Source organism: Nocardia huaxiensis (genome assembly GCF_013744875.1).
Taxonomy (GTDB): Bacteria; Actinomycetota; Actinomycetes; order Mycobacteriales; family Mycobacteriaceae; genus Nocardia; species Nocardia huaxiensis.
This window is the reverse complement of the sequence record NZ_CP059399.1, coordinates 1,896,621-1,920,219: the sequence shown is the minus strand read 5'-3', so window position 1 is coordinate 1,920,219 and position 23,599 is coordinate 1,896,621. Positions and strand designations below refer to the sequence as shown.

General features: G+C 67.3%; 24 protein-coding genes and 4 tRNA genes. 14 read left to right on the top strand and 14 right to left on the bottom strand.

Annotated features, from left to right (window positions below; genetic code table 11):
• Positions 1-56: 56 nt before the first annotated feature.
• From secE to H0264_RS08725, 7 genes are all read right to left on the bottom strand, one after another.
• Positions 57-431, bottom strand: coding sequence for a preprotein translocase subunit SecE (gene secE / locus H0264_RS08755; RefSeq protein WP_181583497.1), 375 nt, complete (start codon positions 429-431; stop codon positions 57-59).
• A 31-nt stretch (positions 432-462) separates the two neighbouring features.
• Positions 463-535, bottom strand: a tRNA-Trp gene (locus tag H0264_RS08750).
• 186 nt (positions 536-721) lie between these two features.
• The gene (locus tag H0264_RS08745; protein WP_181585384.1) at positions 722-1,792 is read right to left on the bottom strand and encodes a fused (3R)-hydroxyacyl-ACP dehydratase subunits HadA/HadB; all 1,071 of its coding nucleotides are present in this window, start codon (positions 1,790-1,792) and stop codon (positions 722-724) included.
• A 189-nt stretch (positions 1,793-1,981) separates the two neighbouring features.
• Positions 1,982-2,152, bottom strand: a complete 171-nt coding sequence (gene rpmG, locus H0264_RS08740; protein WP_029925945.1) for a 50S ribosomal protein L33 — start codon at positions 2,150-2,152, stop codon at positions 1,982-1,984.
• 40 nt (positions 2,153-2,192) lie between these two features.
• Positions 2,193-2,265 (bottom strand) — tRNA-Met (locus tag H0264_RS08735).
• Positions 2,266-2,345: 80 nt separating this feature from the next.
• Positions 2,346-2,418, bottom strand: a tRNA-Thr gene (locus H0264_RS08730).
• A gap of 255 nt (positions 2,419-2,673) precedes the next feature.
• Positions 2,674-2,756 (bottom strand) — tRNA-Tyr (locus H0264_RS08725).
• A gap of 151 nt (positions 2,757-2,907) precedes the next feature.
• Here H0264_RS08725 and H0264_RS08720 point away from each other — a divergent pair.
• Positions 2,908-3,399 carry a YajQ family cyclic di-GMP-binding protein gene (locus H0264_RS08720; protein ID WP_181583496.1) on the top strand — a complete coding sequence of 164 codons (492 nt, stop codon included), beginning with the start codon at positions 2,908-2,910 and terminating at the stop codon, positions 3,397-3,399.
• Between the two features lie 104 nt (positions 3,400-3,503).
• Here the strand turns inward: H0264_RS08720 and htpX are convergent, their stop codons facing one another.
• Positions 3,504-4,394, bottom strand: coding sequence for a zinc metalloprotease HtpX (gene htpX, locus H0264_RS08715; protein ID WP_181583495.1), 891 nt, complete (start codon positions 4,392-4,394; stop codon positions 3,504-3,506).
• A gap of 205 nt (positions 4,395-4,599) precedes the next feature.
• The gene (locus H0264_RS08710; RefSeq protein ID WP_276313951.1) at positions 4,600-5,622 is read right to left on the bottom strand and encodes a polyprenyl synthetase family protein; all 1,023 of its coding nucleotides are present in this window, start codon (positions 5,620-5,622) and stop codon (positions 4,600-4,602) included.
• 201 nt (positions 5,623-5,823) lie between these two features.
• On the opposite strand from H0264_RS08710, the gene H0264_RS08705 reads away from it, so the two are divergent.
• From H0264_RS08705 to H0264_RS08695, 3 genes are read left to right on the top strand one after another with little or no spacing between them, the layout of a single operon-like run.
• Positions 5,824-7,098 (top strand): geranylgeranyl reductase family protein, encoded by a 1,275-nt coding sequence (locus H0264_RS08705; protein ID WP_181583494.1) that lies wholly within the window; start codon positions 5,824-5,826, stop codon positions 7,096-7,098.
• Complete coding sequence (locus tag H0264_RS08700; RefSeq protein ID WP_181583493.1) at positions 7,095-7,514, top strand: helix-turn-helix transcriptional regulator; 420 nt, start codon at positions 7,095-7,097, stop codon at positions 7,512-7,514. The genes H0264_RS08705 and H0264_RS08700 overlap by 4 nt, the downstream gene beginning before the upstream one ends.
• 55 nt (positions 7,515-7,569) lie before the next feature.
• The gene (locus H0264_RS08695) at positions 7,570-8,007 is read left to right on the top strand and encodes a VOC family protein (protein WP_181583492.1); all 438 of its coding nucleotides are present in this window, start codon (positions 7,570-7,572) and stop codon (positions 8,005-8,007) included.
• Between the two features lie 42 nt (positions 8,008-8,049).
• Here the strand turns inward: H0264_RS08695 and H0264_RS08690 are convergent, their stop codons facing one another.
• Entirely contained in the window at positions 8,050-8,553 is a 504-nt protein-coding gene (locus H0264_RS08690) for a DUF2505 domain-containing protein (protein WP_181583491.1), read from the bottom strand.
• A 39-nt stretch (positions 8,554-8,592) separates the two neighbouring features.
• On the opposite strand from H0264_RS08690, the gene H0264_RS08685 reads away from it, so the two are divergent.
• The 4 genes from H0264_RS08685 (at position 8,593) to H0264_RS08670 (ending at position 15,733) form a co-directional block, all read left to right on the top strand.
• Positions 8,593-9,099, top strand: a complete 507-nt coding sequence (locus tag H0264_RS08685; protein ID WP_231083480.1) for a DUF3592 domain-containing protein — start codon at positions 8,593-8,595, stop codon at positions 9,097-9,099.
• A gap of 9 nt (positions 9,100-9,108) precedes the next feature.
• Positions 9,109-9,822 (top strand): demethylmenaquinone methyltransferase, encoded by a 714-nt coding sequence (locus H0264_RS08680; protein ID WP_181583490.1) that lies wholly within the window; start codon positions 9,109-9,111, stop codon positions 9,820-9,822.
• 151 nt (positions 9,823-9,973) lie between these two features.
• Positions 9,974-14,503, top strand: a complete 4,530-nt coding sequence (locus tag H0264_RS08675) for a bifunctional nitrate reductase/sulfite reductase flavoprotein subunit alpha (protein WP_181583489.1) — start codon at positions 9,974-9,976, stop codon at positions 14,501-14,503.
• A 141-nt stretch (positions 14,504-14,644) separates the two neighbouring features.
• Complete coding sequence (locus tag H0264_RS08670) at positions 14,645-15,733, top strand: alpha/beta hydrolase (protein WP_231083487.1); 1,089 nt, start codon at positions 14,645-14,647, stop codon at positions 15,731-15,733.
• Positions 15,734-15,801: 68 nt separating this feature from the next.
• Here H0264_RS08670 and H0264_RS08665 read toward each other — a convergent pair whose 3' ends face one another.
• Positions 15,802-16,836, bottom strand: coding sequence for an aldo/keto reductase (locus H0264_RS08665; RefSeq protein WP_181583488.1), 1,035 nt, complete (start codon positions 16,834-16,836; stop codon positions 15,802-15,804).
• A gap of 83 nt (positions 16,837-16,919) precedes the next feature.
• Here H0264_RS08665 and H0264_RS08660 point away from each other — a divergent pair, with 83 nt between their 5' ends.
• Positions 16,920-17,528 carry a TetR/AcrR family transcriptional regulator gene (locus H0264_RS08660; protein ID WP_181583487.1) on the top strand — a complete coding sequence of 203 codons (609 nt, stop codon included), beginning with the start codon at positions 16,920-16,922 and terminating at the stop codon, positions 17,526-17,528.
• 28 nt (positions 17,529-17,556) lie between these two features.
• Here H0264_RS08660 and H0264_RS08655 read toward each other — a convergent pair whose 3' ends face one another.
• A complete protein-coding gene (locus H0264_RS08655) occupies positions 17,557-18,150 on the bottom strand; it encodes a TIGR03086 family metal-binding protein (protein WP_181583486.1) in 594 nt (197 codons plus the stop codon).
• Between the two features lie 166 nt (positions 18,151-18,316).
• On the opposite strand from H0264_RS08655, the gene H0264_RS08650 reads away from it, so the two are divergent.
• Both H0264_RS08650 and H0264_RS08645 read left to right on the top strand, forming a co-directional pair.
• Entirely contained in the window at positions 18,317-18,550 is a 234-nt protein-coding gene (locus H0264_RS08650) for a hypothetical protein (protein WP_181583485.1), read from the top strand.
• 68 nt (positions 18,551-18,618) lie between these two features.
• Positions 18,619-18,846 carry a hypothetical protein gene (locus H0264_RS08645; protein ID WP_181583484.1) on the top strand — a complete coding sequence of 76 codons (228 nt, stop codon included), beginning with the start codon at positions 18,619-18,621 and terminating at the stop codon, positions 18,844-18,846.
• Here H0264_RS08645 and menD read toward each other — a convergent pair.
• Positions 18,843-20,477 (bottom strand): 2-succinyl-5-enolpyruvyl-6-hydroxy-3-cyclohexene-1-carboxylic-acid synthase, encoded by a 1,635-nt coding sequence (gene menD, locus H0264_RS08640; protein ID WP_181583483.1) that lies wholly within the window; start codon positions 20,475-20,477, stop codon positions 18,843-18,845. The genes H0264_RS08645 and menD overlap by 4 nt on opposite strands.
• Before the next feature lie 123 nt (positions 20,478-20,600).
• Here menD and H0264_RS08635 point away from each other — a divergent pair, with 123 nt between their 5' ends.
• On the top strand, positions 20,601-21,428 hold the full coding sequence (locus H0264_RS08635; protein ID WP_181583482.1) for a siderophore-interacting protein: 828 nt from the start codon (positions 20,601-20,603) through the stop codon (positions 21,426-21,428).
• 96 nt (positions 21,429-21,524) lie between these two features.
• Here H0264_RS08635 and H0264_RS08630 read toward each other — a convergent pair whose 3' ends face one another.
• Positions 21,525-21,968, bottom strand: coding sequence for a DUF6918 family protein (locus H0264_RS08630; RefSeq protein ID WP_181583481.1), 444 nt, complete (start codon positions 21,966-21,968; stop codon positions 21,525-21,527).
• Between the two features lie 318 nt (positions 21,969-22,286).
• Between H0264_RS08630 and H0264_RS08625 the strand changes: the two genes are divergently transcribed.
• Positions 22,287-23,180 (top strand): 1,4-dihydroxy-2-naphthoyl-CoA synthase, encoded by an 894-nt coding sequence (locus H0264_RS08625; RefSeq protein ID WP_181583480.1) that lies wholly within the window; start codon positions 22,287-22,289, stop codon positions 23,178-23,180.
• 17 nt (positions 23,181-23,197) lie between these two features.
• On the top strand, positions 23,198-23,587 hold the full coding sequence (locus tag H0264_RS08620; RefSeq protein ID WP_181583479.1) for a VOC family protein: 390 nt from the start codon (positions 23,198-23,200) through the stop codon (positions 23,585-23,587).
• Positions 23,588-23,599: the final 12 nt, after the last annotated feature.

Here is a 23,599-nt window from a genome sequence, read left to right as displayed (position 1 = left end):
GATGGTCCCGCTCCCCGCCTCTGCTCGGGGACCGGGTTACCGGCGCCGACCGTCAGCTAGCCGAAGAGCCAGTTGACACCTTTGATGAACGCCAGATCCAACCCGCTGATGAACGCGACCATGAAGATCACGAACACCAGAACAACGCTCGTATAGGTGACCATCTGCTTGCGGTTGGGCCAGATCACCTTGCGAAGCTCGGAAATGACTTCCTTGAGGAACTTCACCAGGCGCTTGAACGGATTGCCCGTACCGCTACGACCGGCCTTGCCGGACTGCTTGGTTGCCTTGACCTGCGTCGAGGGACGGTCGATGACCGCCGCCGAGGACGAGGACGCTGCGCGACCACGCCGGGCGGAACGCTTACCGCTCGGACGTGCCGCAGCGGTGTCTTCGCCATCTTCGTGGCGAGTATCCCGCTCGTCGCTCACGTCGATCCTCTCTCGTCGCTGGCACTCAGGGCAGGGGCGACAGGACTTGAACCTGCAACCTGCGGTTTTGGAGACCGCTGCTCTGCCAGTTGAGCTACGCCCCTTCGGCTGGACTCTGGTGTCGTATGCCCAGCCACGGTTCTATTCAGTTGTACTACGGGTTTTGCTTTCGGGGCCCTCACAAACTTACGCGCCGCTCCTCGGAGCAGCGCGCATCGGCTGGTGACCCCAGATTTCCGAGTGTACGTTACCCAACGCAGCAATCGCCAATCGGGGTCACCCGTCCAGGGTCAGGCCAACTGCACCGTCGCGGTGGCGCGGCCGAAGATCTTGCGGCCCTCCGATTTCGCCACGATGGCCACCACGGCGGTGCGGGTTTCCGGGTCCACGGACTTCACCTTGCCGGTGTATTCGATCTCCGCGGGCCGGTCCACCGGCACGTAGACCGGGCTGGTGAAGCGGACGTTGTACTCCTTGACCGCACCCGGGTCGCCGAGCCAGGAGGTGACGAAGCCGCCGCCCAGGCCCATGGTCAGCATGCCGTGTGCCACAACGTTTTCCAGGCCGACCAGTTTCACGACATCGTCGCTCCAGTGGATCGGATTGGCGTCGCCGGAGACGCCGGCGTAGTTCACCAGATCGCCGCGGGTGAGACGCACCACGCGCGAAGGCAATTCGGCGCCGACGGTCACGTCCTCGAAGCGGATGGCGTGCTTGCTCGCCACGATGGCGCCCGCGGTGGCCTGCACCGGGACGGGAACCGTTGCGAGGGCCGGCGACTCGACGGCGGCGCCGTCGGTGCGCGGGTGGTGCTCGGGGCGCTCGTCCGGGCCGATGCCGTGCATGAGCACATTGCGCACGGCGTCACCGATATTGGGGTCGATGTCACCGCCGCTGCGGCCGATGAGGGTGGTGTAGGTGGTGAGCACGAGCTCATCGTTCTGCGCGACCACGTCGTTCTTGGTGACGATGATGTCGCCGCCGAAGGCCTGGCGGAACGAGTGCAGGTACACGATGCAGGAGAGCTGGTCGCCGGCCTTGATGGGCCGGTGGAACTCCAGGATCTGATCGGTCTGCATGATCTGGCTCAGGTCGTAACCCGTGACGATCTGCTCGAACAGCGTGCGCTGGGCCAGGATTCCGACCAGCGAGATGAAGGTGAGCGGCGCGACGAGGCCGTCGTAGCCGTACTCCTGGGCGACGTCCTCGTCCCAGTGCACGGGGTGGTAGTCCTGCACGGCCCGGGCGTATTCACGGACCTTCTCGCGGCCGACCTCGTAGTAGTCGTCGACGCGGTAGTGATGACCGACCATGGCAGCGGCATGTGCGGCGGGATCGAAAACCTCGCCCAATTCGGCCATTTCGTCGACCTCGGTGTTGATAGTCACGGCAGGACATCCCTATCTGACCCCGAGCCCGGGGTCGGCGGAGCGCTAATTACCGCTATATACACCAAGTGCCGGACCGGGGGCCACTGTCCCTTTGTGTGGGGGACGAAGCGGCCGGCCGTTCCGGCACTTCTTCCACGCGGTAGATCGCGCGGGGTTGAGTTAGCGAGATTCCCGGTGCGCCCGGTGGGTACCGCAGTTGGGGCAGAACTTCTTCAGCTCCAGGCGGTCCGGGTCGTTACGCCGGTTCTTCTTGGTGATGTAGTTGCGGTGCTTGCACTGCTCGCAGGCCAAGGTGATCTTTGGCCGGATATCAGTGGACTTCGCGGCCACGATTTGCCTTCTTTCCGGTCAACCTACTGGTTAAGTTGGGTAGCGATGGCCGGACTTGAACCGGCGACACAACGATTATGAGTCGTTTGCTCTACCGACTGAGCTACACCGCCATACACGCGGTATTGACGATAGCGACGGCCCGGTCAATCTTTCTTGGGATGCCGAGTCGGTCACCACCGGCAATCCGGCGAGCCCCCTAACGGAATCGAACCGTTGACCTTTTCCTTACCATGGAAACGCTCTGCCGACTGAGCTAAGGGGGCATGTCTGCTTGGCTCCACCGTTCAGGCGGGGCGCTGAAGACTTGAACGAGATTACACAACACTTCGGAGCATCTCCAAACCGGCTGTTCAGAGCCAGTTTTTGGGCCAGATCAACGAGCGACCGGTCGGGTTCGGAGGCTCGCCTGCGGGGACCGTCGATCCGGTGCGCGCGCTCCCCCGGAACCCGGTGGATCACCGACTCGAACCGAGATGCACGAAACCCCCCGGACCGCTGTGGTCCGAGGGGTTTCGGTGTGGCAGATGTAGGATTCGAACCTACGTAGGCTTTCGCCGACGGATTTACAGTCCGCTCCCATTGGCCGCTCGGGCAATCTGCCGGACACGCCTTGCGGCGCGGTGAAGAGAATACATCCAACCCCCGCCCGTAATGCAAACCGGCTGGATATGGCCGTGCCGGACGGGCTACCGTCGGCGGTCGGAAACCGATCTTCGGAAAGATCCAGCCGGATCTTGGACAGGAGCACAGGCGTGGCGGATTCGTCGTTCGATGTGGTGAGCAAGATCGACCGTCAGGAGGTCGACAACGCGCTCAATCAGGCCGCGAAGGAGCTGAGTCAGCGGTACGACTTCCGCAATACCGGTGCGGGCATCGAATGGTCGGGCGAGGAGAAGATCGTCCTCACCGCCGACTCGGAGGACCGGGTGAAGGCGGCGCTGGATGTGTTCAAGGAGAAGCTGATTCGCCGCGACATCTCGCTCAAGGCGTTCGACGCGGGTGATCCGCAAGCCTCCGGCAAGGTGTACAAGATCACAGGAACGCTGGTGCAGGGCATCACCACCGAGAATGCGAAGAAGATCGCCAAGAAGATCCGGGACGAGGGGCCCAAGAGCGTGAAGGCGCAGATTCAGGGCGAGGAGTTGCGCGTCTCGTCCAAGAGCCGCGACGACCTCCAGGCCGTGATCTCGCTGCTCAAGGGCAGCGACTTCGACATCGCGCTGCAGTTCGTCAACTACCGCTAGCAGCGGTGGAGGGGGCGGGGGCCAAGCCCCCGGACCCCATAGGCTGCGCCGCTGAGCCGATCCGGCTGTACCGCTGAGCCGCCCGGCCCGATCCGGCTGCGTCGCTAGACTTCCCGGCCCCCGCTTCCGTAGCCCGCCATGGCTTCGAGGCGTTCGATGCGCTCGGCCATGGGCGGGTGGGTGGAGAACCAGCGCGCCATCTTGTCGCCGGCCCGGAAGGGGTTGGCGATCATCAGGTGGGACTGGGCGGTGAGCTGGGGTTCGGGCGGCAGGGGGGCGGCCTGGACGCCGCGTTCGAGTTTGCGCAGGGCCGAGGCGAGAGCGAGGGGGTCGCCGGTGAGCTCGGCGCCGTCCTGGTCGGCCTGATACTCGCGGGAGCGCGAGACGGCCAGTTTGACGAGTGCCGCGGCGATCGGGCCGAGCAGCGTAATCAGAAGCACGCCAATGACATTCGGGCCTTCGCCATTGCGGTTGCCGCCGAACATGCTCGCGAAGAAGGCCAGGTTCGCCAGGCCGGAGATGACCGAGGCGAGCGCTCCCGCGACCGAGGAGATGAGGATGTCGCGGTTGTAGACGTGCGACAGCTCGTGGCCCAGCACCGCGCGCAGTTCGCGCTCGTCGAGAATCTGCAGGATGCCGGTGGTGCAGCAGACCGCCGCATGCCGCGGATTGCGGCCGGTGGCGAAGGCGTTGGGGGCGTTGGTGGGGCTGATGTAGAGCCGCGGCATGGGTTGCCGTGCCGCGGTGGCCAGCTCACGCACGATGCGGTACATGACCGGCGCCTCGAGTTCGGTCACCGGCTGGGCGTGCATGGCCTTCAATGCCAGCTTGTCGCTGTTGAAGTACGCGTAGGCGTTCATGCCCACGGCCAGCAGGATGGACAGCACCAGGATCGTCGGATTGCGGAACATCGCTCCGGCGAAGACGATCAGCGCCGACATCCCGACCAGCAAGCCGAATGTCTTCAACCCGTTCGCATAGCCGTGCGAGTGCATCGGTCTCAGCCCGCCTCTCCGCGACTTCAGCGCCGGGCTGAGAGCCGCTACCAGTCCCATTCGCGTGGTGCGGTCGAGCACGTCCCAAATTCCGGACGTCCCCGGCGAGTTACCCGGCCCGCACGAGATCACTTGTCTCGTCGGGCACCGCCCTGCGATCACGTCCCAGGGTGTCAACGATAGAGGCGAGAGCGAAAGTTCCCTTTTATCCGACTCGTTCGATCGTGTAGCGGACCAGGCGCTCCAGGGCCTCGTTGGCCGGGCCGGAGGGCAGGGCGGAGAGTTCGGCGTGGGCGATGTCGGCGTAGCCCTGGAGCTTCTCCTTGGCCAGGACCATGCCGCGGGAGCGGGAGAGCAGGTCGAGGGCCTCTTCGACCTCTTCGTCGGATTCCAGCGGGTGGGCCAGCAGTTTGCGCAGGCGGTCGCCCTCGGCGCCCTCTTCGCGCAGCGCGTAGAGGACGGGCAGGGTGTGTACGCCCTCGCGCAGGTCGGTGCCGGGCGTCTTGCCGGACTGCTCGGAGACCGAGGAGATGTCGATGATGTCGTCGGAGATCTGGAAGGCGGTGCCGACGGCGTCGCCGAGGCGGGCCAGGCGCTCCACGTGATCCAGGCTCGCGCCGGAGAAGGTGCCGCCGAAGCGTCCGGAGGCCGCGATGAGCGAGCCGGTCTTCTCCCACACCACGCGCAGGTAGTGCTCGACCGGGTCCTGGGTCTGCTTGGCGCCGATGGTCTCCCGCATCTGGCCGGTGACCAGTTCGGCGAAGGTTTCGGCGATGATGCGCACGGCGTCCGGGCCGAGGGTGGAGACCAGGCGGGAGGCGTGCGCGAACAGGTAGTCGCCGGCCAGGATGGCGACGCTGTTGCCCCAGCGCGAGTTGACGCTGGGCGCGCCGCGGCGCAGCGGGGCCTCGTCCATGACGTCGTCGTGGTACAGCGTGGCCAGGTGCACGAGTTCGACCACGGTGCCCGCCGTGATCAGGTCCGGGCTGGTGGGGTTCGGGCCCAGCTGGCCGGTGAGGATGGTGAACAGCGGCCGGAAGCGCTTGCCGCCGGCCTTGGCCAGGTGCAGCGCCGCCTCCTGCAGGAAGTCCTCGCCGTCGGACAGCTCTGTGATCAGCAGATCCTCGACTTCTTCGAGACCCTTCTTCACCGTCGCCGCGAGCTCGGGATCGCCGAGATCCACCCCCGCCACCACCGTGCTCTCATCGCTCACAGCCGATGCGCTCATTTCATCTCCCAGTGCCGCGTCCGACCCCACGCCAAAGAACCTAGCGTGTGAGCCGATCACCCCCTATGGACACCACCGTAGTGCGATGAAAGGAACATTTACCGAACCGGATGAACATCACATGAAATCGAACGGCCGGGCGCGGCAGGCTCGGGGGAGGCGGGAGTGCACAGAAACTGATGTGCTGCAAGTATTGACCGCATGGGTTCACCGGATGCCGCACCCGAGCAGGGGCAAACGTCGGATGTGCTGCCTGCGCACGCCGATGTGTTGGTGGTTGGGGCAGGTCCGGCCGGATCGGCGGCGGCCGCGTGGGCCGCGCGGGCGGGGCGCGATGTGCTGCTCACGGATTCGGCCGTCTTTCCGCGCGACAAGACCTGCGGTGACGGCCTGACGCCGCGCGCCACGGCCGAATTGGAGCATCTGGGGCTCGGCGACTGGGTGCGTGAGCACACGGTCAATCACGGGTTGCGGATGGCCGGGTTCGGGCGGGAGGCGCTGCTGCCGTGGCCGGGCGGGTCGTTCCCGGCGTACGGAAGTGCCGTTCCGCGAATGGAACTCGACGACAAGCTGCGCGATACCGCGGTGAAGTCGGGTGCGCGCATGGTGGACGGGGCCAAGGTGGTCGAGGTCGCGCTGGACGGCGATCGGGTCACCGGGGTGAGCATCAAGACGGCCGCCGGGTTGCGGGCGGTGTCGTGCAAGACGCTGATCGTGGCGGACGGTGTGCGGTCTCCGGTCGGAAAACTGTTGGGGCGCACCTGGCATCGGCAGTACGCGTACGGGACGGCGGCGCGCGCCTACATCCGTTCGGAGCGCAGCGACGATCCGTGGATCACCTCGCACCTGGAATTGCGCGACGCGGACAATACGCTGATCCCGGGCTACGGCTGGGTGTTCCCGCTGGGCAACGGTGAGGTCAATATCGGCGTGGGTTCACTGGCCACCGAGCAGCGGCCCTCCCATATCGCGCTGAAACCACTTCTGCAGCATTATGTTTCGCTGCGCCGCCGGGAGTGGGGCTTCGAGGGCGAGGCGCGTGCGGTGACCTCGGCGCTGCTGCCCATGGGCGGTGCGGTGTCGAATGTGGCCGGACGCAACTGGGCGCTGGTCGGCGATGCCGCGGGCTGCGTGAATCCGCTGAACGGCGAGGGCATCGACTACGGCCTGGAGGGCGGGCACATGCTCGCCGCCATCCTGGACGAGCCGGATCTGTCGAAGATCTGGCCGGAGATGCTGCGGGCCCGCTACGGGCGCACGTTCTCGGTGGCGCGGCGGCTGGCCGCCCTGGCCACGCATCCGCGCACGGTGCCGCTCGGCGGCCCGCCGGTCATGCGTTCGAAGTTGTTGCAGCGCACCGCTGTTCGCGTCATGGGCAATCTGGTGGACGACGAGGACACCGATCTCACGGCCAAGCTGTGGCGGGGCGCGGGCCGCGCGTCCCTGCGCTTGGACGAGCTGCAGCCCTTCTCATGAGCTCCCGGCCGGTTCCCGAGGACCTGCTGCCGCATCTGCGGCGGGCCCGGGATCTGGCCGACCGGAACTACGCGCAGCCGCTGGACCTGGACAGTCTGGCGGCGGCCGCGGGCGTCTCGAAGTATCACTTCCTGCGTTGTTTCGCCGCGACGTACGGCAAGACCCCGGCCCTGTATCTGGCCGAGCGGCGCATCGAGCGGGCGCAGGATCTGTTGCGTGCCACCAACATCACGGTCACGGAAGCCTGCATGCTGGTGGGCTACAGCAGTCTCGGTTCGTTCAGCCGCAAGTTCACCGAACTGGTGGGGATGTCGCCGTCGGAGTATCAGGCCAAGTTCGCGGTGGAGGGCGTGCCGCACATTCCGGGCTGCTACGTCTTCATGCACGGTCTGTCGGACCGCAAGCTGCCGGACTGAGAACACCGCAATTTCGGAGAAGCCCGCGCGGCCCCCGGTTCCATAGCCTCGGAGCATGACGACTATTACGAACATCTCCCTGGTGACCGTGTACGTGCTCGACCAGGATGCCGCCAAGCAGTGGTACACCGAGAAGCTCGGCTTCGTGGAGGTCAGCGATGTGACCATGGGCGACAATGGTTTCCGCTGGGTGACCGTGGCCCATCCCGATCATCGGGAGCTGGAGGTGACGCTCATGGTCCCCGGTCCGCCGCTGGACGACGAACTCGCGCAGGCCACTCGCCGGGCCCTGAACAAGGGCACGCACGGCGCGCTGGGTCTGCGGACCGACGACTGTCACAAGACTTTCGAGGAGCTCACCGCCAAAGGCGTGGAGTTCGTGCAGCCGCCGTCGGAGCGTCCGTACGGCGTGGAGGCCGTCATCCGCGACAACTCCGGCAACTGGCTGGTGCTGGTCGAACCGCGCGAATTCGACCCGAGCGCAATGCGGTAGCGATGGTACGGGCCCGGGGGCGAACCCCCGGGCCCAGGTTGATCAGGCGTTCTGCGCGGCGAACCATTCCTCGACGGACTTGCGCTCGCTGTTCATGGTCTTCTCCAGCAGGTTCTCGACCAGCGGCTCGATGAGCCCGCCGACAACCGGCACGCTGACATCAACGGTGCCGGCGGCCTCGATCTCGGAACCCTCTGCGGTGGCCCGCAATTCGAAGGTGCCCTCCATGGCGGTGGTGATGCCGCCGGACTTGCCGACGAAGCTGCCCTTGGCGGTGTCACCGTCCAGCGCGCCCCAGGTGTCGGTGCGCTCGAGCATGAGCTCGCTCTTGAGCACCTTCTTCACGACGGCGGGAATCTTGTCCTCGGGAGCCTTTTCGGTCATATGAATGCGAATGGTTCCGGGCCCGTCCGGGTGGGACAGATCCAGGGTCGCGGTGGCCGCGTCCGCGAACCGCGCCTGCCACATCTCGTCATTGGTGAGTGCCCGGTGAAGATCTTCTACCGGAACGCTGTACTGCACGGTGAAGCTGAATTTACGGGACATGGCGGCAAGGGTAGCCCGGCCGTGGAATAGCCTGGTGAAGTGTCGGAAACTAGCCAGTCTGCTACCAGCACGCGGCGCCGCGCGATTCGCTTGCGGCGGGCCCGGATCGGGGTCGTCGTCACCGCGTGCGCGGTGAGCGTGCTGGCGCTGCTGCTGCTCGCGGCGGCCTGGCGCGACGACCAGCTGATCAATGCGAACAAGGGCGTGACCAGCGCGGAAGTACTGTCGGCGGGACGGTTGCGCTCGGCGGTCATCTTCGTGACACCCGATGGGGTGACCCACAATCCGAAGGTCGGCGTGCTGTATCCGACCAAGCTGACGGCCGGCGAACGCATCAATGTCGAATACGATCGCAGCGATCCGGACCTCGTGCGTGTCGCCGGTCGCGACGTTCGTGTCGCGGTCATCCCGATCCTGTCGGTGATCGTGGTGACGTGGGGTGTCGCACTGCCGCTGCTGTGGCTGCTGGGCTCGCCGCCGACCGCCTGGCTGGCCGCGTTCAACCGCACCCGGGCACGATGGTCGCGCTCCCGCGTCGAGGGCTAGGGTGCGGGTGTGGCGAAAACAGAGCGGCAGGAACTGATTCGGGCCTCGCTGGACAAGCAGCCGCACGAGGTCGCGTCGATGTTCGACGGGGTCGCGAAGCGGTACGACCTGACCAATACGCTGATTTCCGGGGGCCAGGACGTCTACTGGCGGTACGAGACGCGCAAGGCGCTGGCGCTGCGGCCCGGTGAGCGCGTGCTGGATCTGGCTGCGGGAACCGGTGTTTCGACCGTCGAGATGGCCAAGTCCGGGGCATGGTGCGTAGCCGCCGACTTCTCACAGGGCATGCTGGCCGCCGGCCGTTTCCGCAATGTGCCGATGGTGGCCGGTGATGCCATGGCGCTGCCGTTCGCGGACGAATCCTTCGACGCGGTGACCATCTCCTACGGTCTGCGCAATGTGGCGGACCCGGATCTGGCGCTGCGCGAGATGCTGCGCGTCACCAAGCCGGGCGGGCGGCTGGTGGTGGCCGAGTTCTCCACCCCGACCTTCGGACCGTTCCGGACCGTCTACATGGAGTACCTGATGAAGGCGCTGCCGTGGGTGGCGAAGAAGGTCTCCTCGAATCCGGACGCGTACGTCTACCTGGCCGAGTCGATCCGTGCGTGGCCGACCCAGTCGCAGCTGGCGCTGCGCATCGCCGATGCGGGCTGGTCGGCGGTGAAATGGCGCAATCTCAGTGGCGGCGCGGTGGCGCTGCATCGCGGGTACAAGCTCGCCTGAATTCTCGCCACCCCCGTCACGCTGCGGTTTTGTGAGGCTTGTCACCGATTTTCCGCCCTCACCGCCGTTTTTCGCGGCGGTGAGGATTTTTGTCATCTGCCGATAACGTTCGGTAAATCTCCCGCAATCGGGGATGGCCATCATCGGAGACATGACGGATGCAGCCACCCCCGCCACGGGCACCCGCACGGCGTGCTCGTACTGCGGTGTGGGCTGCGGCATCACCGTCGACACCAAGGCCGACGCGTCCGGGGCGACCGTCATCGCGAAGGTCAGCGGCGACAAGTTGCACCCGGTGAACGGGGGGCGGCTGTGCACCAAGGGCGCGACGCACGCCGAGCTCATGCGCACGCCGGGCCGGATGGAGACCGCGTTCCGCCGACCCGAGCGCGGGCAGGCGCCGGTGCCCGTCCCGGTGGACGAGGCCGTGCGCGAGGCCGCCGAACGGCTGCGGGTGATCCTCGACACGAACGGACCGGACGCCATCGCGCTGTACGTGTCCGGGCAGATGTCGATCGAAGCGCAGTATCTGGCAACCAAACTCGCCAAGGGCTATCTGCGGACCGTGCACATCGAGGCCAATTCGCGGCTGTGCATGGCCTCCGCCGCGACCGGTTACAAGCAGTCGCTGGGCGCGGACGGGCCGCCCGGGTCCTACGATGACATCGATCACGCGGATCTGTTCTTCGTCACCGGCGCGAATCTGGCCGACTGCCATCCGATTCTGTTCCTGCGCATGGCCGATCGACTCAAGGCGGGCGCGAAACTCATCGTGGTGGATCCGCGGCGCACCGATACCGCGGCGCGGGCGGATCTGTTCCTGCAGATCAAGCCCGGCACGGATCTGGCCCTGCTGAACGGGCTGCTGCACCTGCTGGTCGAAAACGGCTGGGTGGACCGCGAATTCATCGCCGAGCACACCGAGGGCTGGGAGGCGATGCCGGAGTTCCTGGCCGCGTACCCGCCCGCGATCGTCGCAGAGATCACCGGACTGGACGAGGCGGACATTCGCACCGCCGCCGAGTGGATCGGCGCGGCCGGTGAGTGGATGTCGTTGTGGACCATGGGAATCAACCAGTCCACCCACGGCACCTGGAGCACCAACGCCATCGTGAACCTGCACCTGGCCACCGGCGCGATCTGCCGGACCGGCAGCGGGCCGTTCTCCGTCACCGGGCAGCCGAACGCCATGGGCGGGCGCGAAATGGGGTACATGGGACCGGGTCTGCCCGGTCAGCGCAGTGTGCTCGCCGAGGGTGATCGCGCGTTCGCGGAGCGGGCGTGGGGGCTGGAACCGGGCGCCATCCGCTCCGAGGCCGGTCCCGGCACGGTGGAGATGTTCCGCGGCCTCGAGGACGGGCGCATCAAGGCCGCCTGGATCATCTGCAGCAATCCCGTTGCCTCCATCGCGAATCGGAAGACCGTGATCGGCGGGCTGGAGGCCGCGGATCTGGTGATCGTGCAGGACGTGTACGCCGACACCGCCACCACCGCCTACGCCGATCTACTGCTGCCGGGCACGCTGTGGGCGGAAGCCGATGCGGTGATGGTGAATTCGGAACGCACCATGACGCTGCTGCAGCGGTCGGTGGCTCCGGTGGGTGCGGCGCGCCCGGACTGGCAGCTCATCGCGCAGGTGGCGACGGCCATGGGGTTCCCGGGCTTCGACTACGCCTCCAGCGCCGAAATCTTCGAGGAGATCCGGGGATTCGCGAATCCGGCCACCGGATACGACCTGCGCGGTATCAGCTACGAGGCGCTGCGCGAGGGCCCGATGCAGTGGCCGTGCCCCGATCCCGCCCAGCGCCGCAATCCGATTCGCTACGTGAACGACGGCGTGAGCCAGGAACTGTTCACCGACGCGCAGGGCCGCACTCCGCGGCTGGCCTTCGCCACACCCAGTCGTCGCGCCGTGTTCTGGCCGCGCCCGCACCTGCTGCCCGCCGAGATGCCGGATGCCGACTTCCCGTTCCTGCTCAATACCGGTCGCCTGCAGCACCAGTGGCACACCATGACCAAGACCGGGAAGATCGCGAAGCTCACCAAGCTGAACGGCAAGCCGTTCGTCGAGGTCCATCCCGACGATGCCGCCGCGCTCGGCCTGCGCGCGGGCGATCAGCTCGAAATCGCTTCCCGCCGTGGGCGAGCCGTGCTCCCCGCGGTGATCAGCGACCGGGTGTTGCCGGGCACCTGCTTCGCGCCCTTCCACTGGAACGATGAACAGGGTGAGTATCTGACCATCAATGCCGTCACCAACGATGCCGTCGATCCCGCCTCCCTGCAGCCCGAGTTCAAGGCGTGCGCGGTACACCTGCGCAAGGTGTCCGTCCTGCCCGACGCGCAACCGCAGAACCAGGACGCGACCTCCCCAGCCGCCGTCATCCCGGCGCGCTTTTGGCCGGGATCCACACCATCAGAGGACCAGCCGACTGTGATGGATCCCGGCCAAAAGCATGCCGGGATGACGGGGAGCGGCGGACCGCATCCGCTGGCGGTGATGCTCGGTCTGGAAACCGCGACCGCGCCCATGCTGAGCGAGACGGAGCGCATCTATCTGGGCGGTTATCTGGCTGCGCTGCAATCGCTTCCGGTGACCGGGCAGCCGGTGCTGCCGGAAACCGCGCCGCTGTCGCGAGCGAGCCGGATGTGGATCGACGGCCTGCTGGCCGGCATGTACTCGCGCACCGCGGGTGGCGACGCGCCGACCGAATTCGGTGCGGACCGCTCCCCCGCCGTCACGACGTCGAGCACGGACGCCGGCCCGGCGAGCACCCGGACGATCACCGTGCTCTGGGCGTCCCAGACCGGCACCGCCGAAGAGCTGGCCGCCGAGATCGCCACGCGCATGGCCGATTCCGGCTTCCAGCCACGCCTGATCGATATGGATTCGGCCGAGCTCACCGACCTGTCCGGCGATGTCCTGATCGTCAGCAGCACCTTCGGCGACGGCGGCCCGCCCGACAATGGCGCGGATTTCTGGGAACGCTTGTCCGACAGCGCGACCCGTTTCACCGGCGTCCGCTACGCCGTCTTCGCCCTGGGCGATTCCTCCTACGACGACTTCTGCGGCCACGGCCGCAAACTCGACGAGCTCCTCGCCAAACGCGGTGCGGCCCGGCTGCTCCCGCGCGTGGACAGCGAACCCGATCACGAGGATCTGTCCGCGCAGTGGATGGCGGACGTCCTCGTCGCGCTCGCGCCGGAGAGTATGAACGCCGACAGCACGGGCAGCGCCGACGCCGACCGTCCGTCCGCAGCGGACAACCACCCCGATGGCCCGGAGCTCGGTCCGAACGGCACCTCAATCGATCCGAACGGCGATCAAACTGGTCCGTACGGCAATAATTCTGGTCCGAATGGAGGATTTGCTCGGCCGGCCCGAGGCGGCGGCCGTTTCGCGAATCCGCGCAGCTTCGGCGGTCCGGCGGGCGTCGCCGGTACGGTCACAGGTTCCGGCGGGGTAGCGACCGCCACCGGCGTCCGGCCGGGTGCCGGGCGCGTGGCGACAGCCGCACCGACCTCGCTCGGCGGGGCGCGGCGGTCGCCGGCCGCTCCGTTCACGCGCAATGCGCCACTGCCCGCCCCCCTGGTGACCAATGAGCTGCTGTCTCGCGCGGGCTCCGGGAAAGAGGTGCGGCAGTTCGGGTTCGACCTCAGTGGGCTGGATGTGACCTACGAGGTCGGCGATTCGCTGGGCATCAAACCGGCCAATTGCGAAGCGCTGGTGGCGGAGTGGCTCGCGGTGACCGGACTGGAGGGACACCGGCTGATCGACGTGGAGGATCGGGAGCTGACGCTGGCCGAGGCGCTGCGCACGCATTTCGACATCACGAAGGTCAGTTCGGATCTGCTGTCGTTCATCGCGGAGCGGAATGCGAGCCCGCGCTTGGCCAAGCTGTTGCGGCGGGACAATCGCAATGAGCTGGACGGATATCTGTGGGATCGGCAGCCGGTGGACGTGCTGCGCGATTTCCCGGTGCGGGCCGATCTCGTGGAATGGCTGGGGACGCTGAAAAAGCTACAGCCGCGCCAGTATTCGATTTCATCGAGCCCGCTGGTGAGCCCGAAGGAAGTGCAGTTGACCGTCGGCGTCGTGCGCTACGGCGACCCGGCCGCCATCGGTTCGGCGGCCCGGCGCGGCGGCGTCAGTTCGACGTTCCTGGCGGATCGGGCCGATCTGGATGTGCCGATCTTCCTGCAGCGCGCACCGCATTTCCGGCCGCCGCTGGACCCGAACGCCCCGATGATCATGGTCGGTCCGGGTACCGGCATCGCGCCGTTCCGCGGCTTCCTGCACGAGCGCCGCGCCATGGGCGCCAAGGGCCGCAACTGGCTGTTCTTCGGCGACCAGCACGCCAAGGACAACTTCTACTACCGGGCCGAGCTGGAGGACATGTTCCGCTCCGGCTTCCTGACCCGCCTGGATCTGGCGTTCTCGCGAGACCAGCGCGAGCGGATCTACGTGCAGCACAGAATGATCGAGCACGGCGCCGAGCTGTGGGCATGGCTGCGCGAAGGCGGGCACTTCTACGTCTGCGGTGACGCCTCCCGCATGGCCAAGGATGTGGACGACACCCTGCTGAAGATCGCGCGCATTCACGGGAAGCTGAGCGAGGACGCGGCGCTGGCCTTCAAGAAGCAACTGGTGGCCGAGAAGCGCTACGTCCGTGACGTGTACTGATTCCGCGACTTCCGGGAATGCCGGGCCGCATGGTCACCGCGCGCCCGGAAAGGTATGTTGATCGACGGCGTAGTTTGCCGTCACGGGGCGGTCTGATGAGGGAATTCGGGAGGGGCGGGGATTTTGATCCGTCGAACAATCATGCGTACGGCCGTGGCGGCCATGGTGACCGCCGTGTCCCTGAGCCTCGGCGGGCAGGCGCTCGCCGAACCGCAGGGCGGTAATCCGCCGGCGGGAGCGCCGGAGGGCCAGGGACCGGAGGGCCAGGGCGGCGGCCCCAAGCCGCAGGTCACCATTCCGTCGGTGCGGTCCGCGGACGGCTCGTACATCAAGAACATCGTTCCCGTCGATGCCCGCACCCTGCATTTCGACATCTACTCCGCGGCCATGGACACCGTGCTGCCGGTGGAGGTCATGACGGCCGGTGACACGTCGGTCTCGCGGCCGAACCTGTATCTGCTCAGTGGCGCGGACGGCGGTGCGGAGCAGGCGAATTGGCAGGGCAAGACCGATGCCATGCAGTTCCTGTCGGACAAGAACGTGAACGTCATCCAGATCCTGGGCGGCGGGTTCAGCTTCTACACCGACTGGCTGAAGCCGGATCCGAAGCTGGGCGTCTACAAGTACGACACCTACATCGGCAAGGAACTGCCGACGCTCATGGACGCCGCGCTCAATTCCAATGGCGTGAATGCCATTGCGGGCCTGTCCATGTCGGGGCTTTCGGTGCTGAACCTGGTGACGCACAATCCCGGCCTGTTCCGAGCGGCGGCGGTGTACTCGGGTCTGACGCAGACCAGTGACCCGATCGCGCAGGAGGCCGTGCGGCTGACCGTCAACGATTGGGGCGGCGGCACCTACGAGAACATGTGGGGCACCACCGACAATCCGCTGTGGGTGGAGAACGATCCCACCGTGCAGGCCGAAAAGTTGCGTGGCGTAGAGCTTTTCGTGTCGACCGGCAATGGCATTCCGGGCGCCTACGATCTGCCGAGCAGCAAGTGGGCGACCACGAACACCTCGGAGTACCCGAAGACGATCGCGCTCGGCATGATCATCGAGGGCGCGATCAACCTGTTCAACCACAACTTCGAGGCCAAGCTGAACTCGCTCGGCATCCCGGCGACGTTCGTCTACCGCAATGTGGGCCTGCACTCGTGGGGTTACTGGCAGGACGATCTGAAGACCTCGTGGGAGGTGCTGGAGCGCGGGCTGAACTCGGCCCCGTGATCCACAGGTTTCTCCACACTGTGTAATCGTGGACCCCGGCCTCGCTTGGCCGGGGTCCACGTTTGTCTTTACACCGCAGGCGGATTCAGCCGCGCGAAGTCGGGCAGCCGGTAGTACGGGTAGTAGGGGTACGGCGGGGTGACGGCGCTGGCCTTGTCCAGGCGGGCGACCTGATCGGGCGTCAGGCTCCAGCCGAGCGCGCCCAGGTTCTGCGTCAGCTGCTCCTCATTGCGCGCGCCCACGATGACGGTCGCCACGCTGGGCCGGGTGAGCAGCCAGTTGAGTGCGATCTGCGGCACGGTGCGGCCGGTTTCGGCGGCGATCTCGTCGAGCACGTCGACCACGTCGTAGAGCAGTTCGTCGTCCACGGGCGGTCCGGCCTCGGCGGTCTTGTGCAGCCGGCTGCCTTCCGGAAGCGGCTGTCCGCGACGGATTTTCCCGGTGAGCCGCCCCCAGCCGAGCGGGCTCCACACCACCGCGCCGACGCCCTGGTCCACGCCCAGCGGCATGAGCTCCCACTCGTAGTCGCGGCCCACCAGCGAGTAGTACACCTGATGCGCGACATAGCGGGGGAAGCCGTGCTTGTCCGCTGCCGCAAGCGATTTCATGAGCTGCCAGCCCGCGAAGTTGGAGGCGCCGACGTAGCGGATCTTGCCACCGCGCACCAGATCGTCCAGGGCCGCAAGGGTTTCCTCCACGGGGGTGCCCGCGTCGAAGGCGTGCAGCTGGAACAGGTCGATGTGGTCGACGCCGAGGCGGCGCAGTGACGCCTCGACGGCCTTGATGAGGCGGGCGCGCCCGGTTCCCGCGTCAGCGGCGGCCGGTCCGGTGGGCAGTCCGGCCTTGGTGGAGATCAGCAGCTGATCGCGGCGGCCCCGGATCGCCTCTCCCAGCACCTCTTCCGAGGCCCCGTCCGAGTACACATCGGCGGTGTCGAACAGTGTGACGCCCGCGTCCAGGCTGATGTCGACCATCCTGCGCGCCTGCTGCGCGTCGGTGTCGCCCCAGGCGCTGAACAGTTCGCCGCGCCCGCCGAACGTACCGGCCCCGAAGCTCAGTGCCGGAACCATGAGACCCGATGCGCCCAGCCGACGGTATTCCATTGCCTTCTCCTAACGGGACTACTGTTTCGTTAACACCGGAGACGCTACACTCATGTCGCCGTAAATGAAACTGGAGGCCCGTTATGAACTCGGACACAGCCGCCCCCGGCTCGATCCGTCCCGGTGGCCGCACCGCCCGCGTGCGCGAGTCGGTGCTGCGCGCCGCGGGCGACCTCCTCGCCGAACGCGGTTATGCCGCACTGGATCTGACCGAAGTGGCGGCCCGCGCCGAAGTCGGCAAGACCACCGTCTACCGCCGCTGGCGCACGCCGGCCGGACTGGTGGCGGATCTACTGGTGGAGATGGCGGAAAGCTCACTCCCCCACAGCAATACGGGCTCGCTGCGCACTGACCTGCTGGCCAATGCCCGCCTGGTCGCCAAAACCCTCACCGATCCCCGCCAGGGCCCCCTGTTCCGCGCCCTCATCGCGGCGGCCACCGGCGACGAGACGACCGCCACCGCCCTGCACGGCTTCTACGCGACGCGACTGGCCGAATGGGCCCCCGTCGTCGAATCCGCCATTGCCCGAGGCGAACTCCCGTCCGGCACCGACCCGCACGCGGTGCTCTCCGCCGTGTCGGCCCCGCTCTACTATCGCCTCCTCGCCAGCGGCGATCCGATAGACGACGCGGCCGCCGCCTCGGCCGCCGAGGCCGCGGCCCTCGCCGCCGAAGCGGGCGTATTCGCCTGAGCGGCAACCCTGATCCCCGCCCGGAAGGTCAGGCGGTCGCCTTGTGTGCGGTCCAGGCCGGATCTCGGCCGGTGAGGCCGAGCACGCGGTCCAGGGTGGAGGCGTTGTCGGGGATGGGGATGACCGGTCCGAACAGGCCGGGGGTGCCTTCCGCGGGGGTGTCGCGGAGCATGTCGAGCAGGATGTTCAGGTCGTCGGAGTCGGGCAGGTAGGGCTGGCCGGTGGCGCGGGCCAGATCCCAGGCGTGCACGACCAGTTCGTTCAGGGCGATCTCGGCCATCTGGGTGGCGGGCAGCTGCACGCCGCCGGCTTCGGTGTCACCGGTCCAGGCGCTGGGTTCCCGCCACGCGGCGACCAGGGCCTTGAGCTGGGCGGGTATCCGATTGCGCCAGTCGTGCGGGAGTTCCGGGCGCGCCGAGGCGGGAGTTTGCGAGCGGCCGAGCATTTCCTTGGTGGCGGCCTGCCGGAAGGCTTCGGTGAGGCCCACGACGTGGGCGAGGAGTATGTGCACGGAGGTTCCGGCACACGGGGTGGGGGCATCCATCTGCGAGTCGCCGATGCCGGCGACCACGGCCTCCATGTCCGTCGCTGCGGGTTCCAGATCGAATTGCGGAGTGTTCATGGGTCCTCCCAGAGGCGCGGGCGGTCGCCGGGCGGCGGCCACGCTCACGAATGAGGACTACCCGCTGCACCGGAATTCATCGCGTCGCGCCGGAATGCACGTGCACCGACCGGTCGCAACCGACTCGTTAGCGGCGAAAATCGCTGGTGGGGAGGAGAATTGGAAGATGAAGGGTGATCGAGTGGAGATTGTCGTCGATACCGGCGACGGTTCCCGCAATTACGAGGTGACCGCTACCCGCGCCGGCCGCAAGGTCGAGGTGCGCATCGCGCGCGGGGTGGTCGAGGTCAGTGAAGTGACCAGGACGGGCACGGCGGTGCGCACCGCCCGCTTCCTGTCGGGCCGGGTGCTGGCGCTGGTCGAGCATCCCGCCGATCCGGGCCCCCTGGACGACGAGTAGATCGGAGGGCATCCTCGAAGGTGTCCCGACTGCAGCGGCCAGGCCGATCCGGCGGAGAGGAGCACACGATGAACGATCGCATCATGGACGCGGTATCCGAGGCCGATCTCGTCGAACAGCAGATCCCGGCGTATCCCGACGCCGAGGCGGAGCAATCGAGCGACGCGAACTCCGAGATCCCGCCCGTGCCCGAGGACGACATCGGCTGGACGGCCGCCGAGGGCGACCTCGTCGAACAGGCCATTCCCGTCCCGCTGGACGACGAATACGACGAGGCCGCCGGCGGCGCGTACTAGTTCGCCACGTTGGCGCGCACGCCCGCGTGCAGTTCCCGCAGGCTGGAGCGCTCGGTGACGACCTCCAGCACGCGAATGCCGTGGGCGTGCCCGGCCAGTTCGGTGGCGAGTTCGGCCGGATCGACCTGCCGGTGCGGCACCCGGTAGGCGGCGCACAGCGCGGCCAGATCCATCCCGTGCGGGGTGCCGAAGACGCGCTCGAACACGCCCGCGTACTGCGGATCACCCTGCTCGAGGAGTTCGAAGATGCCGCCGCCGTCGTCATTGGCGACCACGATGGTGAGGTCCTCCGGCCGCGGTTCGCCGGGGCCGATGAGCAGGCCACAGGCATCGTGCAGGAAGGTGAGGTCGCCCATGAGCGAGATGGTGCGGCCCGAATGTGTCAGTGCCGCACCGACGGCCGCCGACACGGTGCCGTCGATTCCGGCCACGCCACGATTGGACAGCACGCGCACACCGGGTTTCGGATGCGAGATGAGCGCGGCGTCCCGCACCGGATTGGACGCGCCCAGCAGCAGCTGATCACCTTCCCGCAGCGCGTCCATGACCACGGTCGCCACATGCAGGCCGGTGGTTTTCGGATGCCCGGACAGTTCGGTGCGGACCACGCGGGTGGCCTTCTCGTTCAGATCCCGGCACAGCTCCAGCCATTCCGGCCGCGGTGCGCCGTATGTGACCGCGCGCGTACCGGTTCCGACCACATTGCCGGAGACGTCGGGCCAGCGCGGGCCGGTGGTCAGTGCGTACACGGTGACCTCGGGATCGGCGAGCACCTTCGACACCTGCCGGTGCAGGGTGGGCCGTCCGGTGATGATGGCCTGCTTGGGTTTCAGCAGCGGCAGCGCGAGGGGATGCAGCGGCGGCCCGTGCATGGGCGCGGTGGGTTCGGCGACGGTCGGCAGGGCCGCGAGTTCGGGCCGGTGCCCCGCGCCGTGGCCGGAGATGACCACGGTGTCGGGGGTGAGATCGATGTCGAGCGGCACGTCGAGGGTCGCGTATTGCGTTGCGGTCCAAGGCCGGTCGTCGGCGCGGCCGGGCGGCAGCAGATCCCCGGCGGTGGCGTCCGGGACGAGCGGTTCGCGCAGCGGGATGTCGAAGTGCACGGGCCCGGCATTGCCGGAGCGGGTGCCGCGGGCGGCGGCGAGCACGCGGCAGACCGCGGAGCGCCACACGCTGTTCTGCTTGCTGTAGAGGTGATCGCCCGGTTCGTCCTCGGCGAGGCCGAGGCTGATGGCCGCGCGCACCTGTGACCCGAACAGCCCGAACTGTTCGACGGTCTGGTTGGCGCCGGTGCCGAGCATCTCGTAGGGCCGGTTGGCGCTGAGCACGATGAGCGGCAGCCGCGCGTAGTTGGCTTCGAGGACGGCGGGCCCGAGATTGGCGACAGCCGTGCCCGAGGTCATGACCACCGGGACCGGCCGGCCGGAGGCCGCGGCGAGCCCGATGGCGAGGAACCCGGCGCCGCGCTCGTCGATGCGCATGTGCAGGCGGATGCGCCCGGCGGCGTCCGCGGCCTGTAATGCGAAGGCCAGCGGAGCGTTTCGGGATCCGGGGCACAGGACGACGTCCCGCACACCCCCGCGCGCGAGTTCATCCACGACGACTTGCGCCTGTGCTGTCGAAGGGTTCACACCACCAGCCTCTCAGACAGTCGATCATCGCGCTGCGTCAGCCCGCTCACACCCGCTCGGCGGACCCGCTCCTCGCAGCACGCGGCCCTATTCCCGCAGGTTAGGCTTTGCTAACCTAAGCCCATGGCGAAGCGCACCAAGTACCTCAAGCCCGAACACCGGGAGATCCTCACCGCGGAAGTTCTGGCCAGCAAGCGGATCAGCCCGAACTTCGTCCGCGTCACCATCGGTGGCGACGGGCTGGGGTCGTTCACCGCAATGGGATTCGACCAGTGGTTCCGGTTGTTCATGCCGGGCAAGGACGGCGGCCTGAAGCTGCCGACCTCGGCGAGCAGCCTGGGCTGGTACGCGCAGTACCTCATGATGGGCAAGGAGCACCGGCCGCTGGTGCGCAACTACACCGTGCGCGATTACCGTGCTGCCGGTTTCGGGGAGTTCGGCAGCACCGCGGAGATCGACATCGACTTCGTCTCGCACGGTGACGACAGCCCGGCCTCGACGTGGGCCAACAATGCCACCCCGGGCAGCAAGATCGGCCTGCTGGACGAGGGCATCATGTACCAGCTCCCCGAGCACGCGGATTTCACCCTGCTGGTCGGCGACGAGAGCGCGCTGCCCGCCATCGCGGGTGCGCTGCGCTCGGCCCCGCGGGATCTGAAGGGCGCGGCCTACCTCGAGATTCCGAACGAAGAAGACAAACAGGATCTGGGCGAACCCGCTGGGGTCCAGGTGAATTGGCTGGTCCGCACCGACGCGCACGGCGAAATCGGCGCCCTCGCAGCCGATGCCGCGCGCCGCGCCGACCTTCCGGCCACCGGCGTCTACGCCTTCCTCGCCGGCGAGCAGGCCCTGGTCGCGGGCGTGCGCCGGCATCTGGTCCACGATCGCCAAATCCCCAAGGCGGACATCACTTTCACCGGTTACTGGCGCATCGGCAAGGCCGCCGGATAAGCGAAAAACAAAAGCCGGGTTCGCGTCCCGCAGGAACGCGAACCCGGCTTTTGCTGTTTCTCGGGGCGGCAAGCGCTTTCGCGCCGCCCCGGAAACTCACGCGTGGCGCTGAACCAGGTCACCCACGCGCGGAAGAGCCTCGGCGACATGCTTCTTCGCCGAACCGCGCAGCGAGTTGTACACCTTGGTGAGGGCGGGGCGGGAGGAGGCCTCGGCGCGCGCGTCGGTGACGGCGAGCAGGGCCTCGGCGACCTCGTCCTGCTTGGAGACCAGCAGGTCGGCGAAGGAGCCGGCCGGGTTGGCCTGGTATTCGGCCCAGTACGGCTCGAGCTGACCGACCAGCTTGGGGGCGAAGGACGCCAGCGCGTCACCGACGATGGTGGGGCTGACCTTCTTGATCGCGGCGTAGCCACCCTTCACGGCGAGGCCCGACGCGCCGCCCTTGCCCGACACCTCCGCGTCCAGAACCTCCTGGGCGTCGGCCAGGAAGGCCGCACGCTTGGTGTCATCGAGCAGGGATTCAGACAGTGCTGCAACCACTTTCAGGTTCCTCCGGATAGTTTTTCGATGAACGAGCGCACGCAACTATACGCACCTGTGTCCCCGCGCACACGGTGCCGTCGTGGCTGTTGCCGCACACGCAGCAACTGCACTGTAAAGCCTCCGCAATCGGTTGGCAGCGTTTCAGATTCGCGATGTTCACTGACCGGCAGTATCAGAAAAATAAGACTGCCCAGTTTGGCAATCTTCGAGCCACGGCGACAGGTGCGATCCCGCGAACGCGTTCGAGCGTGCCGAAGACAAATACGGCCAAGTCGGAGTCACTGTGAGGTGCGCCCTAGCACTATGTTCAAGCCCGTGACCTTCAATGCAGCGCTCTGGCGACCCGTCCCCGGGTTCGAGAACCTCACAGACATCACATATCACCGGCACATCGATCAGGGGACCGTCCGGATCGCCTTCGATCGGCCGGAGGTGCGCAACGCTTTCCGCCCGCACACCGTCGACGAGCTGTACCGCGCACTCGATCACGCGCGCATGACCTCCGATGTGGGCGCGGTGCTGCTCACCGGCAACGGCCCGAGCCCCAAGGACGGCGGCTGGGCCTTCTGCTCCGGCGGCGACCAGCGCATTCGCGGGCGCAGCGGCTATCAGTACGCCAGCGGCGAGACCGCCGACACCGTGGATCAGGCCCGCGCCGGGCGGCTGCACATTCTCGAGGTGCAGCGGTTGATCCGCTTCATGCCCAAGGTCGTCATCGCGCTGGTGAACGGGTGGGCCGCCGGTGGTGGCCACAGCCTGCACGTCACCTGTGATCTCACTCTCGCCTCGCGCGAGCACGCGCGGTTCAAGCAGACCGACGCCGATGTGGGCAGCTTCGACGGCGGGTACGGCAGCGCGTATCTGGCGAAGATGGTGGGGCAGAAGTTCGCTCGCGAGATCTTCTTCCTCGGGCGGCCGTACACCGCCGAGGAGATGCACGCCATGGGCGCGGTGAACGCGGTCGTCGACCACGCCGAACTCGAGGACGTGGCGCTGGAATGGACCAAGGACATTCTGGGCAAATCGCCGCAGGCCATCCGGATGCTGAAGTACGCCTTCAACCTTCAGGACGATGGTCTGGTCGGTCAGCAGCTGTTCGCCGGTGAGGCGACCCGCCTCGCCTACATGACCGACGAGGCCGTCGAGGGCCGCGACGCCTTCCTGGAAAAGCGCGAGCCCGACTGGAAGCCGTACCCGTACTACTTCTGAGGTGGCATGGTCTCGGTATGGAGATTCTGGGCAGTCGAGTGATCCTGCGTCCGGTCGACTACGAGCGGACGCTGGCGTTCTACCGGGATGCTCTGGGGTTGGCCATCGCCCGGGAGTATCCGGGCGGGACCGTCTTCTTCGCGGGGCAGTCCCTGCTGGAGGTGGCCGGCCACGGTCGCAAGGACGACGATCCGGCCGGGTTCGCGGGGGCGATCTGGTTGCAGGTGCGCGATTGCGAGAACGCCGCCGCGGAGCTCGCGCTCAAAGGCGTACGAATCGTGCGCGGCCCCAAGCAGGAACCATGGGGCTTGATCGAACTCTGGGTGCACGATCCGGACGGCACGCCGATCGTGCTGGTCCAGGTCCCCGCAGATCACCCCCTCCGACGGGACACGCGGACCCTTTAGCACGCACGGGAG